This is a genomic window from Clostridium sp. AF22-10, assembly GCF_003478725.1.
GTDB lineage: Bacteria > Bacillota > Clostridia > Lachnospirales > Lachnospiraceae > Otoolea > Otoolea fessa.
Genome location: NZ_QUFZ01000023.1, coordinates 17,887 through 39,883 on the forward strand (window position 1 = coordinate 17,887; position 21,997 = coordinate 39,883).

Genomic DNA, 21,997 nt, shown 5'->3' on the forward strand with positions numbered 1-21,997 from the left:
CGGATGAGCGGGACGGTGAGAGGGGAAATATGGCTGCTTGGCGGCAGTGTGTGTACGGGAATTGCGCTGATGATGGTGTATGACGGGCTTAGGATCTTCCGATGGCTGGTGCGGCACGGCTCATTTTGGACAGGCATAGAGGATGCGGCGTATTGGCTCTTTGCCAGTTTTGCGACGTTCCGGCTTTTGTTCTGGCACAATGACGGAGTCCTGCGCGGCTATGCGGTGGCGGGTGTGCTGGGCGGCATGGTGTTTTATGACCGGACGGGCAGCCGTCTTTTGTTTGCGGTATTGAAAAAATGCAGCAGATGGATTAAAATAAAAGGAAGAGGCAAAAAAAGCCAGAAGACCGGAAAGGAACATACAACAAGGGGACAGGCAGAGAATCTGGAAAGGAAGTGAGATGAAGGTGCGTAGACAGATGTCAGAAGGCAGACCGGGTGGGAATGCACGGAAAAAGAAAAAGGACAATTTAAACAACCGGATGGCGCTTGTGGGCGTTACGATGGTAGTGCTGAGTCTGGCGGTTGCCGTGCACATCAAGGGCATCGATCTCAAGGAAAAGGATAGGAGTTATTCAATTCGTGAGGAAAATCTGGAGGCACAGGTTGCGAAAGAAGAAGAACGTGCCAAACAGCTTGAGGAATACCGCGTATACGTGCAGACCAAGCAGTATATCGAGAAGGTAGCGAAGGAGAAGCTGGGACTTGTAAACCGCAATGAGATCCTGCTCAAACCGTCCAATTCGAATTAGGCTTGCGGTGCATCATAGAATGTCCGGGGCATGCCACACAGGGGAGCGGCATTCCTGGATGTGTCGGAAAATGTCGAAGTTTTCCCTGATTTTGCTCCGTCCGTTTGACAAATATTTCCCTCCAGCCTGTATATAATGGCGTTATACAGGTTAGGAGGGATTTTTGTGCTTAAACGGAGAACTTTACATAGAGATATGGCGGATGTCAACGTCTACACGGCAAGACGTTTAAAGAGCATGGCACTGTCACTGGGTGGTCTGGCGCAGGCGTTTGCGGATGAGATCGGCGGGCAGGGGCATCTGACGAAGGAGGACGGACTGGCGGCAATGCAGACGGCGGCGTCGGCGGTATGCGGCGATTGTACACGGTGCAACCTGTATTATGGCAACCGCCGGGACGACAGTTATTATCTCTATTATCTGCTTCGGACGTTCGAGCAGAAAGGGAAAATCGACCTGGAGGACATGCCGCGCCTGTTTCATGAGATTTGTTCCCAGAGAGAGGCATATTTGCGGGAATTGAACCGGAGCCTCGGCCGGGCGACGATGAATCTGGGGTGGAAAAACCGTTTTCTGGAAAGCCGGGATGCGGTGATCGTCCAGTTCCGGGAGCTGGCGGCGATTTTGGAGGAATTTTCCAACCAGATGGAGCAGGCGTCGGATGTGACGGCATCCTGGGAGGAGATGCTTTCGGGGATACTTCGCAGAAGCCATCTGCGCGTGGACAACATGCTGGTGCTTCAATATGAAAATCAGCAGAAGGAGGCGTTTCTCACACTCCGCAGCGTCAACGGGCGATGCATGACGGCGCGGGATGTGGCGGAACTTCTGGGACGCGCGATCGCCGGAAGCCACTGGAGTGTGGCGAAAGACAGCAAAAGCCTGATCACCCGCAATGCGGCGACCTTCCGTTTTGTGGAAGAAGGTAAATACCGGATGGTGTACGGCATGGCGTGCAGCCCCAGGGAGGGTGAACCGATTTCAGGCGATACGTGTACGGTGCAGACCGGGCTTCCTGGACAGGTGATTATGAGCCTGTCGGACGGCATGGGAAGCGGCAGAAGCGCCAGTGAGGACAGCGAGAAGGTCATTGAGCTGACCCAGCGCCTGCTGGAGACGGGATTTTCGGCACGATCGGCGCTCAAATTGGTAAATACGGTGCTTTTGCTGGCGGGCACGGAGCAGAATCCGGCAACAATCGATCTATGTTGTATCGATCTGGGGACAGGTGTGCTGGAAGCGATGAAGCTGGGCGCGGTGCCGACCTTTATTCTGGGGCGTGAGGGTGTTGAGTTTCTGGAAGCAGGCGGGCTGCCGATGGGAATTGTACAGAACGCGGAGCCGGTTCTGATGTCGCGGAAAATGTGGGACGGCGAGAAAATCATTATGATAAGCGACGGCATTCTCGAAGCGATGCCGGGGGAACACAAGGAAGAGACGTTCATGGAATTTGTATCAAACCTTTCCGGCGGCAACCCGCAGGAACTGGCAGAACAGATCCTGGCGTTTGCGTCCGGGCTTTCGGACGGGGGTGTGGTGGATGACTGCACCGTGTTGGTCGGGACGGTGCTGGAACGTGGGTAGTTACTGGGCACGTATGCGTGAACAGTAACGTAGAATCTGGCAGGTTGAGAAATAGGGGGAGATCCGTTATACTGTGAAGGTACTGAACAGTTATGAGTGGATTTATTTTTAAGAGGGATAAAAAGAAATATAAAAGAATGCAGAAACAAACAGAAATTTATATGAAACAAAATCATATGGTTGAGCTGGGGGATGGCGTTCTGGTCGGTTTATCCGGGGGAGCGGATTCCGTCGGTCTTTTGCTGGTGCTCTGGAAGCTGCGGGAGACGTTTCAGATTTCCCTGCGGGCGCTCCATGTCCATCACGGGCTGCGCGGCGCGGAGGCGGATCGGGACGCGGCATTTTCACGGATGCTGTGTGAACGGCTGGAAATTCCTTTTTATGAGTTCCGCATCGATGCGGCAAAAGAGGCGCTTGACCGGAAATGTTCCATCGAGGAGGCGGGACGACTGGCACGGTACCGCCTGTATGAGGAGACGGCGCGGGCGTGGGAGGAAGAGATTCGGCGGGTTCACATCGCCACCGCCCACCATGCGGATGATAATGCGGAAACGGTTCTTTTTAACCTGTTCCGCGGAAGCGGTCTGACCGGGCTTTCCGGCATTGCTCCGGTGCGGGGGCGCATCATCCGTCCTCTTCTCTGGGCGCAGCGGAGTGAGATTCAGGCATGGCTGCGGCAGCAGGGACAGGACTGGGTCGAGGACTCGACGAACCAGGAGAGTGAATACAGCCGCAACTGGCTTCGGAATGAACTGCTTCCGGCGGTAAAAGAGCGCCTGAATGCACAGGCAGTCCGTCATATCGACCAGGCGAGCAGACGCATCCGGCAGGCAGATGCCTATCTGGAAGAGGTGGCAGAAGAATGGCTTCAAAAGCATGCACCGGACGGAAAAGCGGATGCAGGAGCGCTGGCAGAACAGGCGGAGATTGTGCAGGGTTATATCGTGCGGCGGTTGTTTTTAAAGAGCAAAATGCCGCTCCGGGACGTGACGGAGACGCATGTGCAGGCGGTGCGGGAACTTCTGCATCAGGGAACCGGAAAGAGTATTTCGCTGCCGCATGGGTTCCGGGCGGTGAATGTATATGGATTTCTTGAAGTGCGCCCGCTTAGTCATCCAGGGGAAAGAAAAGAGGTTTTGCTTCCGGGCAGCCAGGATGAGAATCTTTTGCAGATGCATATTTTCCCCTGTGAAAATGGGGATGAATTTCCGAAAAACCAGTATACGAAATGGTTTGACTATGATAAAATAAAAGGTACCTTATCGCTGAGACACCGGCAGCCGGGGGACTACCTGACACTGCCGTCCGGTGGTCGGAAAACACTGAAATCCTGGATGATTGATGAGAAAATTCCGAGACAGGAGCGGGAGCAAATCTGGCTTCTGGCGGAAGAAAAACATATCCTGTGGATAGTGGGGCACCGGATCAGCGCATATTATAAGATAACAGAACAGACAAAAACCATCCTTGAGGTGGAATTTAACGGAGGAAAAAGCAGTGGCTGATAAGATTCGTGTATTATTAACGGAAGAAGAAGTAAACAAGAAGATCAGTGAGGTGGCAGCACAGATCAACAAAGATTATGAGGGAAAGGAAGTCCACCTGATCTGTATCTTAAAGGGCGGCGTATTCTTTACCTGCGAACTGGCAAAACGCCTGACTATTCCGGTTTCCCTGGATTTCATGTCCGTATCCAGCTACGGTTCCGACACCAAGTCAAGCGGTGTGGTAAAGATTATCAAGGATCTGGACGAGCCGCTGGAGGGCAAGAATGTCATCATCGTGGAGGACATCATCGATTCCGGACGCACCCTGGCATATCTGATCGAGGTATTAAAACAGAGAAATCCGAAAAATATCGAGCTGTGCACCCTGCTTGATAAGCCGGAGCGCCGCGTGAAAAAACAGGTTCAGGTTAAATATACCTGCTTTACAATCCCGGATGAGTTTGTCGTAGGTTACGGCCTGGATTACGATCAGAAATACCGCAACCTGCCGTACATCGGTGTTGTGGAAGTATAAGGAGGAAGCCAGTTGAAACAACGTCAGTCGATGGGAGGCGTGGGGCTTCTGATCCTCATGCTGCTCGTTATCATGTTTTTCTCGTTGAAAGTCCCTGGAATGGCGACGGAGCGGGAATTAAGCTATCCGGAGTTCATGGTATATCTGGAGAATAAGACCGTAGAGAGCGCACAGATCCGCCCGAACCGCGAGGTGCCGACCGGTGAGGTTGTTTTTGAGACAACCTCCGGCGACCGGGAGGAATTCAATGTGCTGGATGTGAAGGAAGTAGAGATGGCGCTGCGCAAGGCGGGGGTTCCGTACACGACCACCAGCGTCCGCCAGGATAGCTATTTTATGACGGTGATCTTGCCGATCGCTTTGTCCGCAGGCGTCCTGATCTTCCTGTTTATGTTTATCAATTCCCGTTCCGGCGGCGGGGCAAATGCCAAGATGATGAATTTTGGACGCAGCCGTGCCCGGATGGTATCGACCAGCAAGGTCAACTTTACCAAAGTTGCCGGTCTGGAAGAGGAGAAAGAGGAACTGGAGGAGATCGTAGATTTCCTGAAAAATCCGCAGAAATACACCGGCGTCGGGGCGCGCATCCCGAAGGGCGTGATCTTAGTCGGACCTCCAGGAACCGGTAAAACCCTGCTTGCCAAAGCGGTGGCGGGTGAGGCAGGCGTTCCGTTCTTCTCGATTTCCGGTTCGGATTTTGTTGAAATGTTCGTCGGTGTCGGCGCATCCCGTGTCCGCGACTTGTTTGAGGAAGCCAAGAAAAATGCCCCGTGTATTGTCTTTATCGATGAGATCGATGCGGTTGCCAGACAGCGTGGTACCGGCATGGGCGGCGGTCACGACGAGCGCGAGCAGACGCTCAATCAGCTTTTAGTTGAGATGGATGGTTTCGGCGTCAATGAGGGCATTATTGTCATGGCAGCGACGAACCGTGTGGATATTCTCGACCCGGCGATTCTGCGGCCGGGCAGATTTGACCGAAAGGTGGCAGTCGGACGACCGGATGTCAAGGGTCGCGAGGAGATTCTCGGCGTCCATACGAAGGAAAAACCGCTGGGCGAGGATGTGGATTTACACCGCATCGCGCAGACAACCGCTGGATTTACCGGAGCCGATCTGGAAAACCTGATGAATGAGGCGGCGATCAATACCGCAAAAGAGGGACGTAAGTTCCTGACCCAGACGGATATTGAGAAAGCCTTTATTAAAGTGGGAATCGGCGCTGAGAAGCGCAGCAAGGTAATTTCCGAAAAAGATAAGAAGATTACCGCATACCATGAGGCGGGTCATGCGATTCTGTTCCATGTCCTCCCGGATGTGGGACCGGTTCATACCGTTTCGATCATTCCGACCGGCGTTGGTGCGGCAGGTTATACGATGCCGCTTCCGGAGCAGGATGAGCTTCATATGACGAAGGGCAGAATGCTTCAAAATATCATGGTTTCGTTGGGCGGACGAATCGCCGAGGAGATTATCTTTGACGACATCACGACCGGCGCTTCCCAGGATATCAAGCAGGCGACCTCGATGGCGCGCGCGATGGTAACCGAGTACGGTATGTCAGAGAAACTGGGCATGATCAACTACGGCGGCGACAACAACGAGGTCTTTATTGGCCGTGACCTGGCGCATACGAGAACCTACAGCGAGGAAGTGGCGAGCGAGATCGACAGCGAGGTAAAGCGCATCATCGATGAGTGCTACGCCAAGGCAAAACGGATCATTCTCGACCATGAAGATGTGCTTCATTCCTGCTGTGCCCTGCTGATGGAGAAAGAGAAGATCGGCCAGGCTGAGTTTGAAGCGCTGTTTCAGGATGGAGAAAAGCCGTCAGGGGAAGCTGAAACTCCGGTGACAGAAGCATAAAAAGTTGAAAGCATGAGACAGGTCTGGAAATAAGCCTGAAAAAAGGTGCCAGTCAGCTGCCAGAATGTGCGGGAGACATCCCGGACAGCCATCGGATAGATGGAAATGGCAGTGGCGGCACCTTCTTTTATGCAAATTTCAGGCGGATTTTGCTGGACATTTCTGGAAAGAGCGTTGATTTGCACAAAAAAGAAATCGAAATAAAACGATGTTTGTGCACACTTATTTCCGCTCCTATGCTATTATAATAGACGTAACCCCCCCCAATACATTATATAGTTTTTGCTACACCCCATAAAACGAAATACCTTCTCCTAAAAAGGTCAGCTACCCCGCTGACCTTTTTTATTTCATAGGAAATTACGTCCTATGAAACAAAAAACGCTCCGCGAGGATGCACACTCGCGCGAAGCAGAAACATGTCGCAAGCGACCGCGCGAGACGCCCGAATGTGCCAAGGCACATTCTTTTTTATTACCTAAAATTAGGGGCGTGAAAATAACTTGTGTAATTTTGGGAAATCCTGTAAAATATGGGCAGAAAATAACATGATTGTGAAAGCGGTGAAACCGCTGGAAAGGGAAACAGATGGAGCAGATCAATCGCGACGCGCTATTTTGCGACGAGACAGAGGATTACCGTTGTCCTTCGGAGGCAGATGCGGGTGAAGTCGTCACATTTTATTTCAGAACAGAGAAAAATGGAGCAGATGCGGTTGTACTGCTGGAATATGACCCGGAGACCGGGGCGCTTTTGCAGGAGTGGCAGATGAAACGGCTTTCGTGGGAGTGCTGTGCTGGCAGCGTTGGGAACGGTGCAGATACAAATCGAGGCATAGATGGTAGCGGTATGGCTGACAAGTCAGACAGCCGTTTTGATTACTACAGCTGTGCGCTGACTCTGGGAACGAAAACATTTTCGTATGTATTTCAGGTGACCTGGGGCGAGAACGTCTGTCTTTACAACCGGATCGGGCTGACAGAGGATGCGGCGGCGCACCCGTTTCGCCTGATTCCGGGATTTCATGTGCCGGAGTGGAGCAAGGGCGCGCTGATGTATCAGATCTATGTGGATCGGTTCTGCAACGGCGATCCTACAAACGATACGGAAACCAATGAATATATTTATCTGAAAAAGCCGGTCACCCGGGTGACGGACTGGAAGGAACCGATCAGTACACTCGATGTGGGACGGTTTTACGGCGGTGATCTGCAGGGTGTTTTAGATAAACTTGATTATTTAAAGAGTCTCAAGATAGAAGCAATCTACTTAAATCCGGTATTTGTATCACCGTCGAACCATAAGTATGACTGTCAGGACTACGACCATATCGATCCGCATTATGGAGTGATTCTGGAGGACGCAGACGGACTGGTGTGCCCGGAAGATACGGACAATGACCGCGCACATAAATATATGACGCGGACGGCGGATGAGCAGAACCTGGAGGCGAGCGATGCCTTTTTTGCCCGCCTGATTGAGGAAGCGCACAAGCGGGGAATCCGGGTGCTGGTGGACGGTGTGTTCAACCATTGTGGTTCTTTCAATAAATGGCTGGATGCGGAACTTCTGTACCAGCACGCGGGCGGCTATCCGCAGGGGGCATATGTCTCGGAGGACAGCCCGTATCGCTATTTTTTCCAGTTCCACAATGAAAATGCCTGGCCGTTCAATGACAGCTACGACGGCTGGTGGGGACACGCGACGCTTCCGAAGCTTAATTACGAGGAAGCGCCGGAATTGTACCAGTACATTCTGGGGATTGCGAAAAAATGGGTGTCGGCGCCGTTTGGAGCAGATGGCTGGCGGCTGGATGTGGCGGCAGATCTGGGGCGGAGCGCCGGGATGAACCATCAGTTCTGGCGTGATTTCCGCGCGGCAGTCAAGGAGGCAAATCCGGAGGCGGTCATGATCGCGGAACATTACGGCAGCCCGTATGACTGGCTGAAGGGCGATCAGTGGGATACGGTCATGAATTATGATGCGTTTATGGAGCCGCTGTCATGGTTTCTGACCGGGATGGAGAAGCACAGTGACGAAGAAAATCCGGCGCTGTTTGGGGATGGATGCGCCTTTTTTGAGGCGATGCGCTACCATATGAGTGAAATGCCGACGGCTTCCATGCAGTGTGCGATGAACGAGCTGTCCAACCACGATCACTCCCGCTTTATGACGCGGACAAACCGCCGGGTGGGCCGTCTTGCGTCGGCAGGTGCAAAAGCAGCGGAGGAAGGCATCAGCTATGGCATTTTCCGCCAGGGTGTTGTCATGCAGATGACCTGGCCGGGCGCACCGACGATCTATTACGGCGACGAAGCGGGCGTCTGTGGATGGACCGATCCGGACAGCCGCCGGACGTACCCGTGGGGCGGGGAAAACCTGGAGCTGATCGAGTTCCACCGCTACATGAGCGGCATCCGGAAACGCTGTCCGGCATTTAGAAATGGTTCCCTGAAAGAGCTGGCGGCGGGAGATGGCTATATTGCCTATGGACGTTTTCAGAGTGCTCAGAGAGCTGGCGGCGCGTGCTGCGGCGTGACGGCGGTCAATACAGGTGATGACTGGCTGACGCTCAAGATTCCGGTCTGGCAGATCGGCGCGCGCGACGGGGCGGTCCTGCGCCGGGAAATGATGACCTATGAGGACGGTTACAACGCCGGACAGGTTGAACATGAGGTAAAGGACGGATATATCGAGGTGAAAATCCCACCGGTCGGAAGTATCGTTTTGACGGGAAATGATACGGCATTGTAGGAAATGCGGCTTCGACAAGATATATGATTTCTGGCAGTTGAACGAGAAGAATCAAAAGCAGGAAAAAATGGAAATAAAAATATTAAATAAAATATATAAAAACACTTGCTTTTTTGAGACAGTCATGTTATATCTTCAACTGTCAGAGCAATTTTGGATGGGTTCCCGAGTGGCCAAAGGGGGCAGACTGTAAATCTGTTGCGTCTCGCTTCGGTGGTTCGAATCCACCTCCATCCATTTGGCTTTGTGCCAGTCATGAGTAATCATGATGCCGGCGTGGCGGAACTGGCAGACGCACAGGACTTAAAATCCTGCGAGGGTTAAACTTCGTACCGGTTCGATTCCGGTCGCCGGCAGTATCGGGAACAGTTTTTAACTGTTCCCGATTTTGCGTTATACGGACGTATTTGCAGCGTTGGTTTATATCAGGATATAGAAATCCTGTCATAAACCGGCGCTTCTTTTGCATATAATACAAAGCAAAGGAGTGAAAACATGTCTGCATATCATCGGTTAATATCATATATCTATGCATACGAGGGCGGAATCAAAGGGAAAAATACGGGATTTGCGAAATTGGAGACGCGGGGAACTTCCTGCCGGATTCAGGTCAGCGTCCGCCGTGTCTTTGCGGGCGGCAGCCCGATCGGCGTATACCTTCTGGCAGGGCAGGAGGAGATCCGTATCGGCACCCTGTTTGTCCGTGGCGGAAATGGGGAGTTCCGTGCCGTCGTCAATTGTGAAAATATTGAAGGAAGCGGCTGCAATATGGAAGAGTGCTGTGGTCTGACTCTTCATGAGACGGACAGCGCATGGCGTGCCTATACGACGATCTGGGAAGATGCCGTCGCGCATGCGGCAGAGGTTGAGCTGGCGGATGTGACTGCTGAGAAAGTGCGGGAGCAGGAAGCAGAGAAGGAAGGCGCAACGCGGAAACTGGCAGAGAATGTAGCTGGGGAAGTGAACAGCGCGTCTGTAGGGAAAGAAAAATTGGATGAGGCGTCAGAACTTACCCGGTCGGGAGAAATGGAGAGTCAGGACACATCCACGGAGACAGAGAAGAAAGAAGCTGTGAATATAAACGAAACGGACTTCGGAATCAGCCAGCCCCAGCCAGAAAAGCTGGAGGATTCAAACCTGGAGATTTTCGAGGACACGGAAACCATGGAAGTGGTTCCAGATATCTCAGAAACATCCGATCATCAAGAGGCAGAAGTTGTTCAGGAAACGCAAACGGAAACACCGCAAGAAAGTTTCAGGAATCCACTCAAGAAGTGCAAACGGAGACACCGAAGGAAAGTTTTCAGGAATCCTATCAGGAAGCACAGACAGAAGCACGGCGGAAAGATTCTCAAGAATCCACCCGGGAGGTCCGGAAAGAGGCGCTTCCAGATTCTCCACCAGACCATCAAGAAGCATTTCAGCCAGGCTCTCAAAATCAAAAACAACCGCAACCAGATTCTTCCAAGGAATTTCCCAAAGAAGATCCCGCCGAGACTCTCTGGGACCGCCTGCGCGTTACCTATCCGAAAGTAACCGCCTTCGAATGCGCCGACGGCTGCGAGATTCTGGTAATCAAACCGCAGGATATCGGGCTTCTGCCGCGGGAAAACTGGGTGTATGGAAATAACAGCTTTCTTCTGCACGGTTACTACAACTACCGATATCTGATTCTGGCGAGACTGGGGAAACCCGGCGAACGGGGGCGCTACATTCTGGCGTGCCGGGACATTATGGAAACAATGAAAAATATATGGCGGCGATGTTCGGCTTTGACCGTTTTGTCCGTTCCACCCGCCAGCCGCCGCGCGACAGCCGGTTCGGGTATTGGTATACGGATTTGAATTTTACATAAAAGCCGGTTGATCCTTTTGGAGAACTCTTGACAAAGGATAGCTTTTCTGGGTAGGATGGACACGGGTCAAATGCTTTCAGGTGTTTGGTTGGCAGCGGATCAAACTTGTCGGGAAACTGGGATAAGGATGCCTGTTGTTGGAAGCGGATAAATTTAAACGGAGGAAAAAACAGTGGCAGCAAAATTGACACGGGAAGAGAAATATATGAAAGCGGCGATCCGCGAGGCGAAGAAAGCCTGGGCGCTCGGAGAAGTGCCGATCGGCTGCGTGATCGTGTATGAGGACAAAATCATCGGCAGGGGTTACAACCGCCGGATGGTCGATCATAGCGCGCTGGCACATGCGGAGATCGCGGCAATCAAAAAAGCGTGCAAGCGCATGGGCGACTGGCGCCTGGAAGAATGCGAGCTGTACGTGACGCTGGAACCGTGCCCGATGTGCGCAGGGGCGATCGTGCAGGCGCGGATTCCAAAAGTTTACATCGGTTCCATGAACCCGAAAGCCGGCTGCGCCGGTTCGGTACTGAATCTTCTGGATGAAAAAGGATTCAATCATCAGGTGGAGACAGAAGAAGGACTTTTGGGCGAGGAATGTTCGATGATGTTGAAAGAATTTTTCAAAGAATTGCGTGAAAAGAGAAAAAAGAAGAAAGAAGAAAAAGCTGGTGAATGATTTCCACCAGCTTTTTGCATTCCATATTTTCCGTTCAAACCGAAAGGTACAGTCCTTATTTGATTACGTGGATCCAGCCCTCCGGAGCTTTGATGTGACCCATCTGGATGCCGGTCAGTGTCTCATAGAGTTTCTGGGTAACCGGACCCATCTTCTCCATACCTGCCGGGAAGCAGATTTCCTTGCCGTGGTCAACGATCTTGCCAACCGGGGAGATAACAGCTGCGGTACCGCACAGACCGCACTCTGCGAAATCTTTTACTTCGTCTAAGTATACTTCACGCTCTTCGGTCTCCATGCCAAGGTAATCTCTTGCAACCTGCAGGATGGAACGGCGTGTGATAGACGGAAGGATGCTGTTGGACTTCGGAGTTACCAGCTTGCCGTCTTTGGTGATAAAGATAACGTTTGCGCCGCCGGTCTCCTCGATCTTGGTACGTGTCTGCGGATCCAGGTAGATGTTCTCATCGAAACCGTTCTTATGAGCATCTACGATCGCATGCAGGCTCATCGCGTAGTTTAATCCGGCTTTGATGTGACCGGTTCCGTGAGGTGCTGCACGGTCGAAATCGCTGACGCGGATGGTGATCGGTTTAGCGCCGCCCTTGAAGTACGGACCTACCGGTGTACAGAATACGCGGAACTGATAGATGTTTGCCGGTTTAACGCCGATGATGGAATCATAACCGAACATATACGGGCGGATGTACAGGGTTGCACCGGAACCATACGGCGGTACGAATGCTGCGTTGGCTTCTACTACTTTTGTGATGGCGTCTACGAAGCGCTCCTTCGGGAATGGCGGCATTTCAAGACCTTTTGCGGAATTTTCCATACGCTCGCCGTTTAAGTCAGGACGGAACGTAACGATATGGCCGTCCTCGGTCGTATACGCTTTCAGACCCTCGAAGCAAGTCTGTGCATACTGCAGAACACAGGCACATTCATTCAGGGTAATATTCGGGTCGGAGGTAAGGGCGCCTTCGTCCCAGGAACCATTCTGATACATGGAAACATAGCGGTAATCCGTTGGCATATAGCCGAAACCGATGTTGCTCCAGTCGATATTTTTCTTTTCCATAATCGTTGCTCCAATCTTACAGAATTTTATGATTTAGTAACTGTTTGACTTTTTGCAGTCGCTAGATTTATACCTATTATAATGATTTCTTTCTTCTGTTGCAAGATTCTGGGATAAAAAATGATAAAAAAACAATAAAATTTATTCTTGTGTATTTTTATACAATGCTTGTTAGTCAAGCTCCGGCTTGACAAAACGGCGGCTGCCATGTATACTAAACAGGCTGACGGTCTGCAGGTCATTCCGTCATATAAGACCAAGTCATAAAGTTTCCGCACAGCCGGGGAGTTAGCGGTGCCCTGTACCTGCAATCCGCTATAGCAGGGGTGTTGTCCGACCGAGGGCGTTTTTACTGTGGGGCTGCCCCTGAAAAGTGGCGTTGAAGTCTGGGTCTTGCGCAACAGAAATCTGTGAACCGTGTCAGGGCAGGAATGCAGCAGCACTAAGCAGAAGCTTCTGTGTGCCGCAAGGCAGCCTGGACCGAGTTAACTGTCAGGGTAACGTCCATGGCATACGTTCGAAGCCGGGCGTGCGGATTTTTTTATTTCATAGGAAATTGCTTCCTATGAAATAAAAAATAGAAAATAATAGATACAGAAACAAGCATTTTTGCAGGTGTGTGAATATAGCCGGGATATGTGGAATTTGATTTGCCAAGGGGTAGGAATACCGTGCCGGAGCAGATTAAAAGCGCGTATCCCGGTATTTTTATGTCTATGATATTTGTAAGGAATTTTTTCTTGCCCGCGGGATATGATTGTATTATAATTACAAAATGGGTGTAGTTTATCCTGATATGGGGGTTGTTGGAAACTTAGAATAAGGGTAACTGTGAAGGTACTGGACGGTTATGAAGAAAGGGAAAGCGCTCATGAGAAGAATCGGTATGTTAACCAGCGGTGGCGACTGCCAGAGCTTAAATGCGACGATGCGAGGCGTGGCAAAATCGCTGTACAAGATGTTCGATGACATAGAGATAGTTGGATTTGAAGACGGCTATAAAGGTCTTATGTATGCAGACTACCGGATTATGAAACAGTCGGATTTTTCCGGGATTCTGACACGCGGAGGTACGATTCTGGGAACTTCCAGACAGCCTTTCAAGCTGATGCGGATGCCGGACGAGAACGGTCTGGATAAAGTGGAAGCGATGAAACACACCTATTACAAGCTGAAACTGGAATGTCTCGTCATTTTAGGCGGCAACGGCAGCCAGAAGACGGCAAATCTGCTGCGGGAGGAAGGACTCAATATCGTTTCTCTTCCGAAGACCATAGACAATGATCTCTGGGGCAGCGATCTTACGTTTGGATTCCATAGTGCGGTTGATGTAGCGACCAATGCCATCGACTGTATTCATACGACGGCGGCGTCTCATGGCAGAGTCTTCATCGTGGAGATCATGGGCCACAAGGTGGGATGGCTGGCGCTCTATGCAGGCATCGCGGGCGGAGCTGACATCATTCTCCTGCCGGAGATCCCGTATGATATTGATGTGGTGGTAAATGCGATCCGCAGCCGTACTAAAAATGGCAAGAATTTCACGATTCTGGCGGTCGCAGAGGGCGCGATTTCCAAGGAAAATGCAGCCCTGACCAAGAAAGAATTAAAAGAAAAGAAGAAAAATGGACCGGTTTATCCGTCGGTCGCTTACGAGCTGGGCGCCCAGATTTCCGAGCGGACGGGGCAGGAGATCCGTGTGACGGTTCCGGGGCATATGCAGCGCGGAGGCGAGCCATGTCCGTATGACCGCGTGATTGCGACGCGCCTCGGCGCGGAGGCAGCAGAGATGATCCGCCGCAAAGAATACGGCTATATGGTCGCTTTAAACAACAATAAGATTGAAAAAATTCCGCTCGCGGACATTGCCGGTAAATTAAAGATGGTCGATCCGAAGAGCGATATTATCCGGGAAGCTAAGGATGTAGGCATCAGCTTCGGCGATGAATAGTAAGGAAGTAGTAGTTTATGTCATATACAGCACTGTACAGAAAATGGCGTCCGACGTCCTTTGAAGAGGTCCGGGGTCAGGACCATATCGTAAAGACCCTGAAAAATCAGATCAACTCCGGGCGGATCGGGCACGCGTACCTCTTCTGCGGGACGCGCGGAACCGGTAAGACGAGTATTGCCAAGATCTTTGCACGGGCAGTCAACTGTGAACATCCGGTGGACGGCAGCCCCTGCGGCGAGTGCAGTATGTGCCGCCAGATTGCGGAAGGAGCTTCCCTCAATGTGGTGGAGATCGATGCGGCATCCAACAATGGTGTGGAAAATATCCGCGATATCCGGGAGCAGGTGCAGTACCCGCCGACGGACGGGCGCTACCGCGTCTACATCATTGACGAGGTTCATATGCTTTCGATTGGCGCGTTCAATGCGCTCTTAAAGACGCTGGAAGAACCGCGTCCTACGTTATATTTATCTTGGCGACGACGGAGGTCCACAAGATCCCGATCACGATCCTGTCCCGGTGCCAGAGATATGATTTCAAGCGGATCTCGATCGATACCATCGCGGGACGGCTGGCGGAGCTGACGCAGGCGGAGCAGATCGATGTAGACGATCGGGCACTTAGGTATGTGGCACGTGCGGCGGATGGCTCGATGCGAGATGCGTTAAGTCTTCTCGATCAGTGCGTGGCATTCCATTTCGGGGAAAAGCTGACGTATGACAATGTGCTCGAGGTGTTGGGCGCGGTCGATAACCGCGTGTTTGGCAAGCTGTTTCAGGCGGTGCTTGCAAGTGATACGAAGGCGTGCATCCGTGAGATTGAGGAAATGATCATCCAGGGGCGCGATCTTTCGCAGCTTGTCAACGATTTCGTCTGGTATATGCGAAATCTCCTGATTGCCAAGACGACCGACGAACCGGGCGATATGCTCGATATGTCGGAGGAAAATCTGGCAGTTTTAAAGGAAGAGGCGGCAGGCGTTGATACGGAAACGCTGATGCGTTACATCCGTATTTTCTCGGAACTTTCCGGGCAGCTGCGCTACGCGTCACAGAAGCGGATTCTGGTGGAGATTGCCTTTATCAAGCTGACGACGCCGTCGATGGAACAGAATCTTGATTCCATTTTACAGCGGATTACGCTATTAGAGCAGAAAATGCAGGAAATGCCGGACAATCTACAGAAACTGGCGTCCCTTGCACCGGCAGCGGGGCAGGCGGCATCCTCCAAAACGGCTGTGGTGGAAACGCCGCCTGAGCCGAAGAAGGTATCCCTTCCACCGGCACAGTACGAAGATCTGATGCTGATGCGGAAAGAATGGGGACGGATTGCGTCCCTGAGCCAGCTTGTGGGTTCGATTAGACTCAGTCTTCCCAAGACAAGTGTAGAACCGGCGGGCGAAGGCTGCCTTTGCATTGTGTGTACAGATGAAAATACGTTTGGAATTATCAATCGGGAGCCTGAGCTTAAAAATTTGCAGGAAGTAGTGCAAGAAAAATACAAAAAGACTCTGCAATTTAAAGTCCGTTTAGAATCATCTGCTGTGCCGCAAAGAACGGTTTATGTCAGTGATGAGGATTTAAAGAACGCAATCCATACCGATGTGATTGTCGAAGAGGATGATTCCGTGTAGTGGAGCTTGCCAAAGATGAGCCTTGTTTTGTAATGCAAGAAGCTGTGATTAAATGCAGATAAATGATATTAGTGGGTTTATATGATATATAGAACCGGCTGCAATCGGCAGCCAGTCTGAATATAAATAAAAAGAAGTGAAAGAGAGGAATGACACCATGGCAAAACGTGGCGGTTTCCCAGGCGGTATGCCGGGCAATATGAACAATTTAATGAAGCAGGCGCAGAGAATGCAGCGCCAGATGGAAGAGAAGCAGAAAGAGCTGGAGGAGAAGCAGTACAGCGCATCCGCAGGCGGCGGCGCTGTAACCGTGACCGTATCTGGTAAAAAAGAGGTTCTTTCCGTGAAACTGTCTGAGGAAGTAGTGGATCCGGATGATATCGAGATGTTAGAGGATCTGATCGTGGCGGCGACCAACGAGGCATTCCGTCAGGCGGAAGAGGACAGCAGCCAGATGATGTCCCAGTTGACCGGTGGCCTTGGAGGTCTGGGAGGCGGATTCCCGTTTTAATCGATGGATTATTACAGCAGTCAGATTAGCAAGCTAATCGAAGAATTGTCAAAACTTCCCGGAATCGGAAGTAAATCGGCGCAGCGTCTTGCATTTCATATCATCAATATGCCGGAAGAACAGGTCAGGCACTTGTCCGGCGCGATTCTGGAAGCCAAGCAGAATGTGCGTTACTGCAAGGAGTGCTGCACATTGACTGATAAGGAACTGTGCCCGATCTGCAGCAGCGACCGGCGAGATCATGAGACGATCATGGTGGTGGAAAATACGCGCGATCTGGCGGCATATGAAAAGACAGGAAAATACAACGGGGTCTATCATGTGCTGCATGGGGCGATCTCCCCGATGCTGGGGATCGGGCCGGGCGACATCCGGCTCAAGGAGCTGATGACTCGCCTGCAGAAAGAGGAGGTTCGTGAGGTCATTATCGCAACCAACTCAAGCCTGGAGGGCGAGACGACCGCGATGTATTTGAGCAAGCTGATTAAGCCGACAGGGATCCGGGTGACGCGAATCGCCAGCGGCGTTCCGGTCGGGGGCGACTTGGAATATATTGATGAGGTAACGCTTCTGCGCGCGCTGGATGGGCGTACAGAGCTGTAGCCGGTGAGCAAATAAAACGTTACTGGGCACGTATGCGTGAACAGTAACAATAAAACTTCTGCCGCGGCAGGAAGTTAGGAGATGCATAAGATGGATAAATACGAGTTTAACATCAAGGTAGAGCAGATTAAGAAACTGGTCAACAAGGGAGATTTCGAGACGGCGATGAAGATCGCCGATACCATCGACTGGCGTCGTGTACGCAGCACCAGCCTGCTTACGATGATTTCCCAGATTTATGAGAAAAATGCAGAGTATCAGGATGCCAAGGATATTTTATTGCTGGCATATGAGAGAGCGCCGCTTGGAAAGGGGCTTTTATATAAGCTGACTGACCTTGCACTGCGTGAAAATAATATTCAGGAGGCAGAGGCATATTACCGGGAGTTTTGTGAGCTGTCCGGCGATGACCCGCGCCAGTACCTGCTTCGTTTCCTGATTCTGGAGGCGAAGGATGCGCCGTTAGAGCAGCAGATCAATTCTCTGGAGAGATATTGTCAGGAAGAGCTGGATGAGAAATGGCTGTACCACCTGGCAGAGCTTTATCATCAGGCGAACCAGGCGGACGACTGTGTGCGGATCTGCGACAAGATCATGCTGATGTTCGGTCTTGGCAAATATGTGGATAAGGCAATGGAACTGAAACTTCAGTATGCGCCGCTGACGAAATATCAGATGGATCTGGTAGAAAACCGCGAGAAGTACGAAGAGAAGCTGCGTGCGGTGGAAGAAGAGTACAAGAACGGTACATACCGCAAGCCGGAGCCGGAAGGAGAGTATCTGGATACGGATGAGCCGGAGGCAGAGCTGGACGACGAACCGGAGAATGAGCCGGAGGGACAGCCAGAGCAGGCAGAACCAGAAGAGAAGGCAGGAAAACCGAAAGCTGAGACAAAACCGGCGGACGAGAAAGTAGAAAAGGCTGCGCTGGACGAGGATGTAGTAGCAAGCCTTCATGAAGCACAGGCGGAAGAAGCGCTGGCAAAAGAAGTGTCCAAGATCAAGCCTTACGATGAGGAAGAGGGCGCATCCGAAGGGGAGACACGTGTTTTCAGGAATCTCCGCGACCTGGAACCGGCAGAGGAAAAGAGCGAGGAAGCTCCGATTCATGAATTTGAAGAGGAAGAAGAAACCATAGTGGAAGACTGGGATTTCGAACCGGAAGAGGAAGAAGAGGAGATCAAGGAATCGAATCATCTGATGATCGAGGCGGAAGATCCGGCAGCCGGTCTTGCGATGGCACTTGATTCCCTGAAAAAGATTCACCGCGAGCTGGGGACCAAGCATCCGGTTGCCAAGATCAGCGGCGCAAACCTTTCTCATCGCGGCATCGCATCGGTGGCGGAGCGCCTGGCAGGCAAGGATCTGGTGGTCGAGCATGCAGCCGATCTGGACGATTTGACGGTGGAAGAGCTGGAAGAACTGATGACACAGGATGAAACCGGCATGGTCGTTGTTCTGATTGATACGCAGGCACGTTTAGAGCAGATGCACCGCGCATATCCGGCATTAGCAGAGCGTTTCCAGTATATCGGCTGTGAAAACCAGAAAGACGATGCAGCGAAGCTGGCACAGGCGCGCGAGGAAGAGCTGAAACGCCAGCAGGCGCAGCAGGAAGCAGAAGCAGCCAGAAAACGCCAGGCAGAGCGTGAAGCGGAGATCCGCCGTCAGGCAGAAAAAGAGGCAGAGGAAAAACGCAGACAGCAGGAAGCAGCAGCCCGCCGTGAGGAAGAAGAGCGCGCCAAGGAAGAAGCACAGGCACTGGCAGCCAAAGAAGCAGAAGAAGCGCGTAAAGCGGAGGAAGATCGCCGTCTGGCAGAGCAGCAGAGAGAAGAACTGCGCCGTCAGGAAGAGGCAAGACGCGATGACGAGCCAGAGTATGAAGACGAAGAAGATCACTACGAGAAGGACGAGTATGAGCCGGAGGATGATTATGCGCGTGGCGGCTATCGTGATGATTATAAGGACGATTACAAAGACAGCTATAAAGACGAACGCGAGGACGACGAGTATTCCAATTATCCAGAGGATGAGCCGGAAGAGAAACCGTCCAAAAAGTCCGGTGATATGGATGTTGAGGAGTTTGTTCAGTATGCCTGCAAATATGCATCGGAGATCGACTGCAGTATTTCGGGAAAGAGCATGCTGGCTCTGTACGAGCGTGCTGAGATGATGGAGGAGGACGGAGAACCGCTTACCAAGACAAGTGCCGAAGATTTGATCGAGGAAGCTGCAGATAAGGCGGAGAAGAAATCCTTCAGCGGACTGTTCTCATCGAAATATGATAAGGATGGACTTCTGATTCTGAAAGAGAAACATTTTTTTGATTAATTAAAACAATTCGAGAAATTTTAAAATTAAAACTAATTAGTAAAAGAGAGCGCTGCGGGGGAATGCTTCCCGGCAGCGTTTTCTGGTAGTGGACAGTAAAAAGAGATACGGGAGAGAAAGATGGGAACACGGTTAATAGCCCTCGATTTAGATGGGACACTGTTAAATGAAAAAATGCACGTGTCGGAAAAAACAAGACAGGTGATGGAACTGTGCGCGCAGCGGGGGATTGAGATTGTCCCGGCGACCGGGCGCGCGCTCCCGGCAGTGCCAGAGGAGGTTTTGAGCCTGCCGGGCGTCCACTATGGCATATTTACAAATGGAGCGGTCGTCCGGGATTTCGGGAAAAATACCTGGGTGTCGGAAAGCTGCCTGAGCTGGGAAGAGACGATCCGGGTGATTGAGGTGCTGCGCCGGCATCCGGTTATTTACGATATGTATGTATCGGAGGGCGGCGTCAGCGAGACGCGATTGCTGGCACAGCTGGAAGAATACGGGATACCGGAACGTGAATGCGCCTATATCCGGGCGACGCGCCGGGCAGTTACTGACATGGTGGAGTATCTGCGGGAGAAAAAATGCCCGGTGCAGAAGATGAATTTAAATTTTAAGGACCGGGAGAGCAAGCAGGCAGTCCGGGCAAAGCTGGAAGCGATGCCGGAGGTTCTGGTGACCTCCTCGCTTCCGTGGAATCTGGAACTCAACGCGGCGGGCATCACAAAGGGAAGCGGGCTGCGGAATCTCTGTCAGTATCTGGGAATTGAAGCGGAGGAGACGATGGCATTTGGAGACGGCGAAAACGACTGGCCCATGCTGGAGGCAGCAGGAATCGGCGTAGCGATGGAAAATGGCGCCCCATTTTTAAAGGAACGCGCAGACCGGATTGCCGCTTCGAACCGGGAAGAGGGCGTAGCGGAGGCGATCAGACAATGGGTGCTTATATAAAAGAAAACTGGCTGTTCGTGGTGGTGGCAGTCTATCTGGTTTCCATGGTACTGTACGGGCATTACCGCGGATTTGTCCGCCTGGCAGTCTCGGCCGTTTCCCTGGTGCTGTCGCTGGGGGTGGTTCATTTTGGTGCGCCGTCTGTCGCGAATCTGCTTCGCAGCAATGAGGTGGTCTATCAGGCGGTGGAGGACAGCGTGACGAAATTTATCCAAAAGGACGATGAGGCGGAAAATGAGGCAGCTGACGCGGCGCCGCCATCCGTACAGCGCAGTATTATTGAAGAAATGGAGCTTCCGGAACAGTTAAAGGATGCGCTTCTGGAGAATAATAACAGCGAAGTTTACGAGGCGCTGGGTGTAAGCAGCTTTACCCACTACGTCAGCCGTTATCTGGCAAACAGCCTGATCAATATTATAAGTTTTTTTCTGCTGTTTGCAGCCGTGTTCGGCGGACTGCGTGTTCTGTCCGTATCGCTCAATGTGGTCTCCCGGCTGCCGATCATATCGGAACTGAACCGTTTGGCAGGTGCCGTGCTGGGGGGTGCGGAAGGGATCTTTTTCGTCTGGATTGCAGCACTGCTTATTACACTGTTCTCGGCAACGGCGATTGGTGAACTTTTCCTGAACCAGATAGAAAGCAATATCTGGCTGACCTGGCTGTATGACCACAATATGCTTGGAAGCATCCTGATGGGTGTTGTGAAACGGATTATTTAAAAGCATATAGAGAAAAACTGTGATATTGAAAAACGGCACACCGCATTCTCGCTACTTAGTGATGAGTTAGGTGTGCCAAATTTTTTATCTCAGTCGAGAAGACTCCCACCTCTTTAGGTGGCGAGTAATAGCAAATTTGTCTCAGTGGGAGTTGGGTCTTCGGCTGAGATAAACGCTTCGCGAGGATGCGCAATGATTCTGTATGGAATATGTCAGCGAAAAAACAAGTGAAAATCGCTTGACAAGTTAATGCTGAAATGGTAAACTTTAACTCTAACGTGTTTTGACGTTGGTCTGCATATGCAGGGAAAATCGAATATCACAGGTTTTCTTATTTGCGAAAATGTTTTGAAAATTAAGAAAAAATAGTTGACAACGACAACTGCCTATGATATGATATTCAAGCTGTTGAGCGAAAGCTCAGCTGCGAAAAATAAAATAAAAAAGTTGTTGACAAAGACAACTGCTTGTGGTAATATAAATGAGCTGTCAATGAGACAACAACAAAGAACCTTGAAAACTGAACAGTATGTAAAACCCTGAAAATTCTAAGAACAAAGGCTTTTGGTTAAGCCTTGAAGTTCAAGAGAACATTCAGAACAAAACCAAAACAACAGTAATAACGGTTAAAATTAGCCAAGCGAATTTTGACTGGAATCAAAACTTTAACATGAGAGTTTGATCCTGGCTCAGGATGAACGCTGGCGGCGTG

General features: G+C 51.4%; 17 protein-coding genes, 2 tRNA genes, 1 other RNA gene and 1 pseudogene. 20 read left to right on the forward strand and 1 reads right to left on the reverse strand.

Annotation, left to right across the window (positions count from 1 at the left end; genetic code table 11):
- Nucleotides 1-3 precede the first annotated feature (3 nt).
- The 12 genes from yabQ (at nucleotide 4) to tadA (ending at nucleotide 11,508) form a co-directional block, all read left to right on the forward strand.
- The gene (gene yabQ, locus DWX91_RS13585; RefSeq protein ID WP_118473058.1) at nucleotides 4-402 is read left to right on the forward strand and encodes a spore cortex biosynthesis protein YabQ; all 399 of its coding nucleotides are present in this window, start codon (nucleotides 4-6) and stop codon (nucleotides 400-402) included.
- 1 nt (nucleotide 403) lies between these two features.
- Nucleotides 404-754: a septum formation initiator gene (locus DWX91_RS13590; protein WP_243017873.1), complete on the forward strand. Its 351-nt coding sequence runs from the start codon at nucleotides 404-406 to the stop codon at nucleotides 752-754.
- A gap of 165 nt (nucleotides 755-919) precedes the next feature.
- Nucleotides 920-2,338 carry a SpoIIE family protein phosphatase gene (locus tag DWX91_RS13595; RefSeq protein WP_118473059.1) on the forward strand — a complete coding sequence of 473 codons (1,419 nt, stop codon included), beginning with the start codon at nucleotides 920-922 and terminating at the stop codon, nucleotides 2,336-2,338.
- Nucleotides 2,339-2,499: 161 nt separating this feature from the next.
- Nucleotides 2,500-3,843 (forward strand): tRNA lysidine(34) synthetase TilS, encoded by a 1,344-nt coding sequence (tilS, locus tag DWX91_RS13600; RefSeq protein WP_243017875.1) that lies wholly within the window; start codon nucleotides 2,500-2,502, stop codon nucleotides 3,841-3,843.
- Complete coding sequence (hpt, locus tag DWX91_RS13605) at nucleotides 3,836-4,360, forward strand: hypoxanthine phosphoribosyltransferase (protein ID WP_022360393.1); 525 nt, start codon at nucleotides 3,836-3,838, stop codon at nucleotides 4,358-4,360. The genes tilS and hpt overlap by 8 nt, the downstream gene beginning before the upstream one ends.
- A 57-nt stretch (nucleotides 4,361-4,417) precedes the next feature.
- A complete protein-coding gene (gene ftsH / locus DWX91_RS13610) occupies nucleotides 4,418-6,226 on the forward strand; it encodes an ATP-dependent zinc metalloprotease FtsH (protein WP_333549125.1) in 1,809 nt (602 codons plus the stop codon).
- Nucleotides 6,227-6,814: 588 nt separating this feature from the next.
- Nucleotides 6,815-8,980 carry a glycoside hydrolase family 13 protein gene (locus DWX91_RS13615; protein ID WP_118473060.1) on the forward strand — a complete coding sequence of 722 codons (2,166 nt, stop codon included), beginning with the start codon at nucleotides 6,815-6,817 and terminating at the stop codon, nucleotides 8,978-8,980.
- Between the two features lie 155 nt (nucleotides 8,981-9,135).
- Nucleotides 9,136-9,217 (forward strand) — tRNA-Tyr (locus tag DWX91_RS13625).
- A 33-nt stretch (nucleotides 9,218-9,250) separates the two neighbouring features.
- Nucleotides 9,251-9,336: transfer RNA gene (locus DWX91_RS13630), tRNA-Leu, on the forward strand.
- A gap of 139 nt (nucleotides 9,337-9,475) precedes the next feature.
- Nucleotides 9,476-10,516, forward strand: a complete 1,041-nt coding sequence (locus DWX91_RS18240; RefSeq protein ID WP_412693917.1) for a hypothetical protein — start codon at nucleotides 9,476-9,478, stop codon at nucleotides 10,514-10,516.
- 80 nt (nucleotides 10,517-10,596) lie between these two features.
- Nucleotides 10,597-10,824: a hypothetical protein gene (locus tag DWX91_RS18245; protein WP_412693918.1), complete on the forward strand. Its 228-nt coding sequence runs from the start codon at nucleotides 10,597-10,599 to the stop codon at nucleotides 10,822-10,824.
- Nucleotides 10,825-11,019: 195 nt separating this feature from the next.
- Complete coding sequence (tadA, locus tag DWX91_RS13640) at nucleotides 11,020-11,508, forward strand: tRNA adenosine(34) deaminase TadA (RefSeq protein WP_117796687.1); 489 nt, start codon at nucleotides 11,020-11,022, stop codon at nucleotides 11,506-11,508.
- Between the two features lie 55 nt (nucleotides 11,509-11,563).
- On the opposite strand, the gene DWX91_RS13645 is transcribed toward tadA, so the two are convergent.
- Nucleotides 11,564-12,589 carry a branched-chain amino acid aminotransferase gene (locus DWX91_RS13645; RefSeq protein ID WP_118473062.1) on the reverse strand — a complete coding sequence of 342 codons (1,026 nt, stop codon included), beginning with the start codon at nucleotides 12,587-12,589 and terminating at the stop codon, nucleotides 11,564-11,566.
- Between the two features lie 272 nt (nucleotides 12,590-12,861).
- On the opposite strand from DWX91_RS13645, the gene ffs reads away from it, so the two are divergent.
- From ffs to DWX91_RS13685, 8 genes and pseudogenes are all read left to right on the forward strand, one after another.
- Nucleotides 12,862-13,124: signal recognition particle sRNA large type (gene ffs, locus DWX91_RS13650), an RNA gene on the forward strand.
- Between the two features lie 336 nt (nucleotides 13,125-13,460).
- Nucleotides 13,461-14,540, forward strand: a complete 1,080-nt coding sequence (locus tag DWX91_RS13655; RefSeq protein WP_118473071.1) for a 6-phosphofructokinase — start codon at nucleotides 13,461-13,463, stop codon at nucleotides 14,538-14,540.
- 17 nt (nucleotides 14,541-14,557) lie between these two features.
- Nucleotides 14,558-16,176: pseudogene (dnaX, locus tag DWX91_RS13660) on the forward strand (DNA polymerase III subunit gamma/tau).
- A gap of 157 nt (nucleotides 16,177-16,333) precedes the next feature.
- Nucleotides 16,334-16,687, forward strand: coding sequence for a YbaB/EbfC family nucleoid-associated protein (locus tag DWX91_RS13665; RefSeq protein ID WP_022359050.1), 354 nt, complete (start codon nucleotides 16,334-16,336; stop codon nucleotides 16,685-16,687).
- A 3-nt stretch (nucleotides 16,688-16,690) separates the two neighbouring features.
- Nucleotides 16,691-17,290, forward strand: a complete 600-nt coding sequence (recR, locus tag DWX91_RS13670) for a recombination mediator RecR (RefSeq protein WP_022359051.1) — start codon at nucleotides 16,691-16,693, stop codon at nucleotides 17,288-17,290.
- Between the two features lie 90 nt (nucleotides 17,291-17,380).
- Nucleotides 17,381-19,621, forward strand: coding sequence for a hypothetical protein (locus tag DWX91_RS13675; protein ID WP_118473064.1), 2,241 nt, complete (start codon nucleotides 17,381-17,383; stop codon nucleotides 19,619-19,621).
- Between the two features lie 120 nt (nucleotides 19,622-19,741).
- Entirely contained in the window at nucleotides 19,742-20,566 is an 825-nt protein-coding gene (locus DWX91_RS13680; RefSeq protein ID WP_118473065.1) for a Cof-type HAD-IIB family hydrolase, read from the forward strand.
- Nucleotides 20,551-21,285, forward strand: coding sequence for a CvpA family protein (locus DWX91_RS13685; RefSeq protein WP_118473066.1), 735 nt, complete (start codon nucleotides 20,551-20,553; stop codon nucleotides 21,283-21,285). The genes DWX91_RS13680 and DWX91_RS13685 overlap by 16 nt, the downstream gene beginning before the upstream one ends.
- The last annotated feature ends 712 nt before the right edge of the window (nucleotides 21,286-21,997 follow it).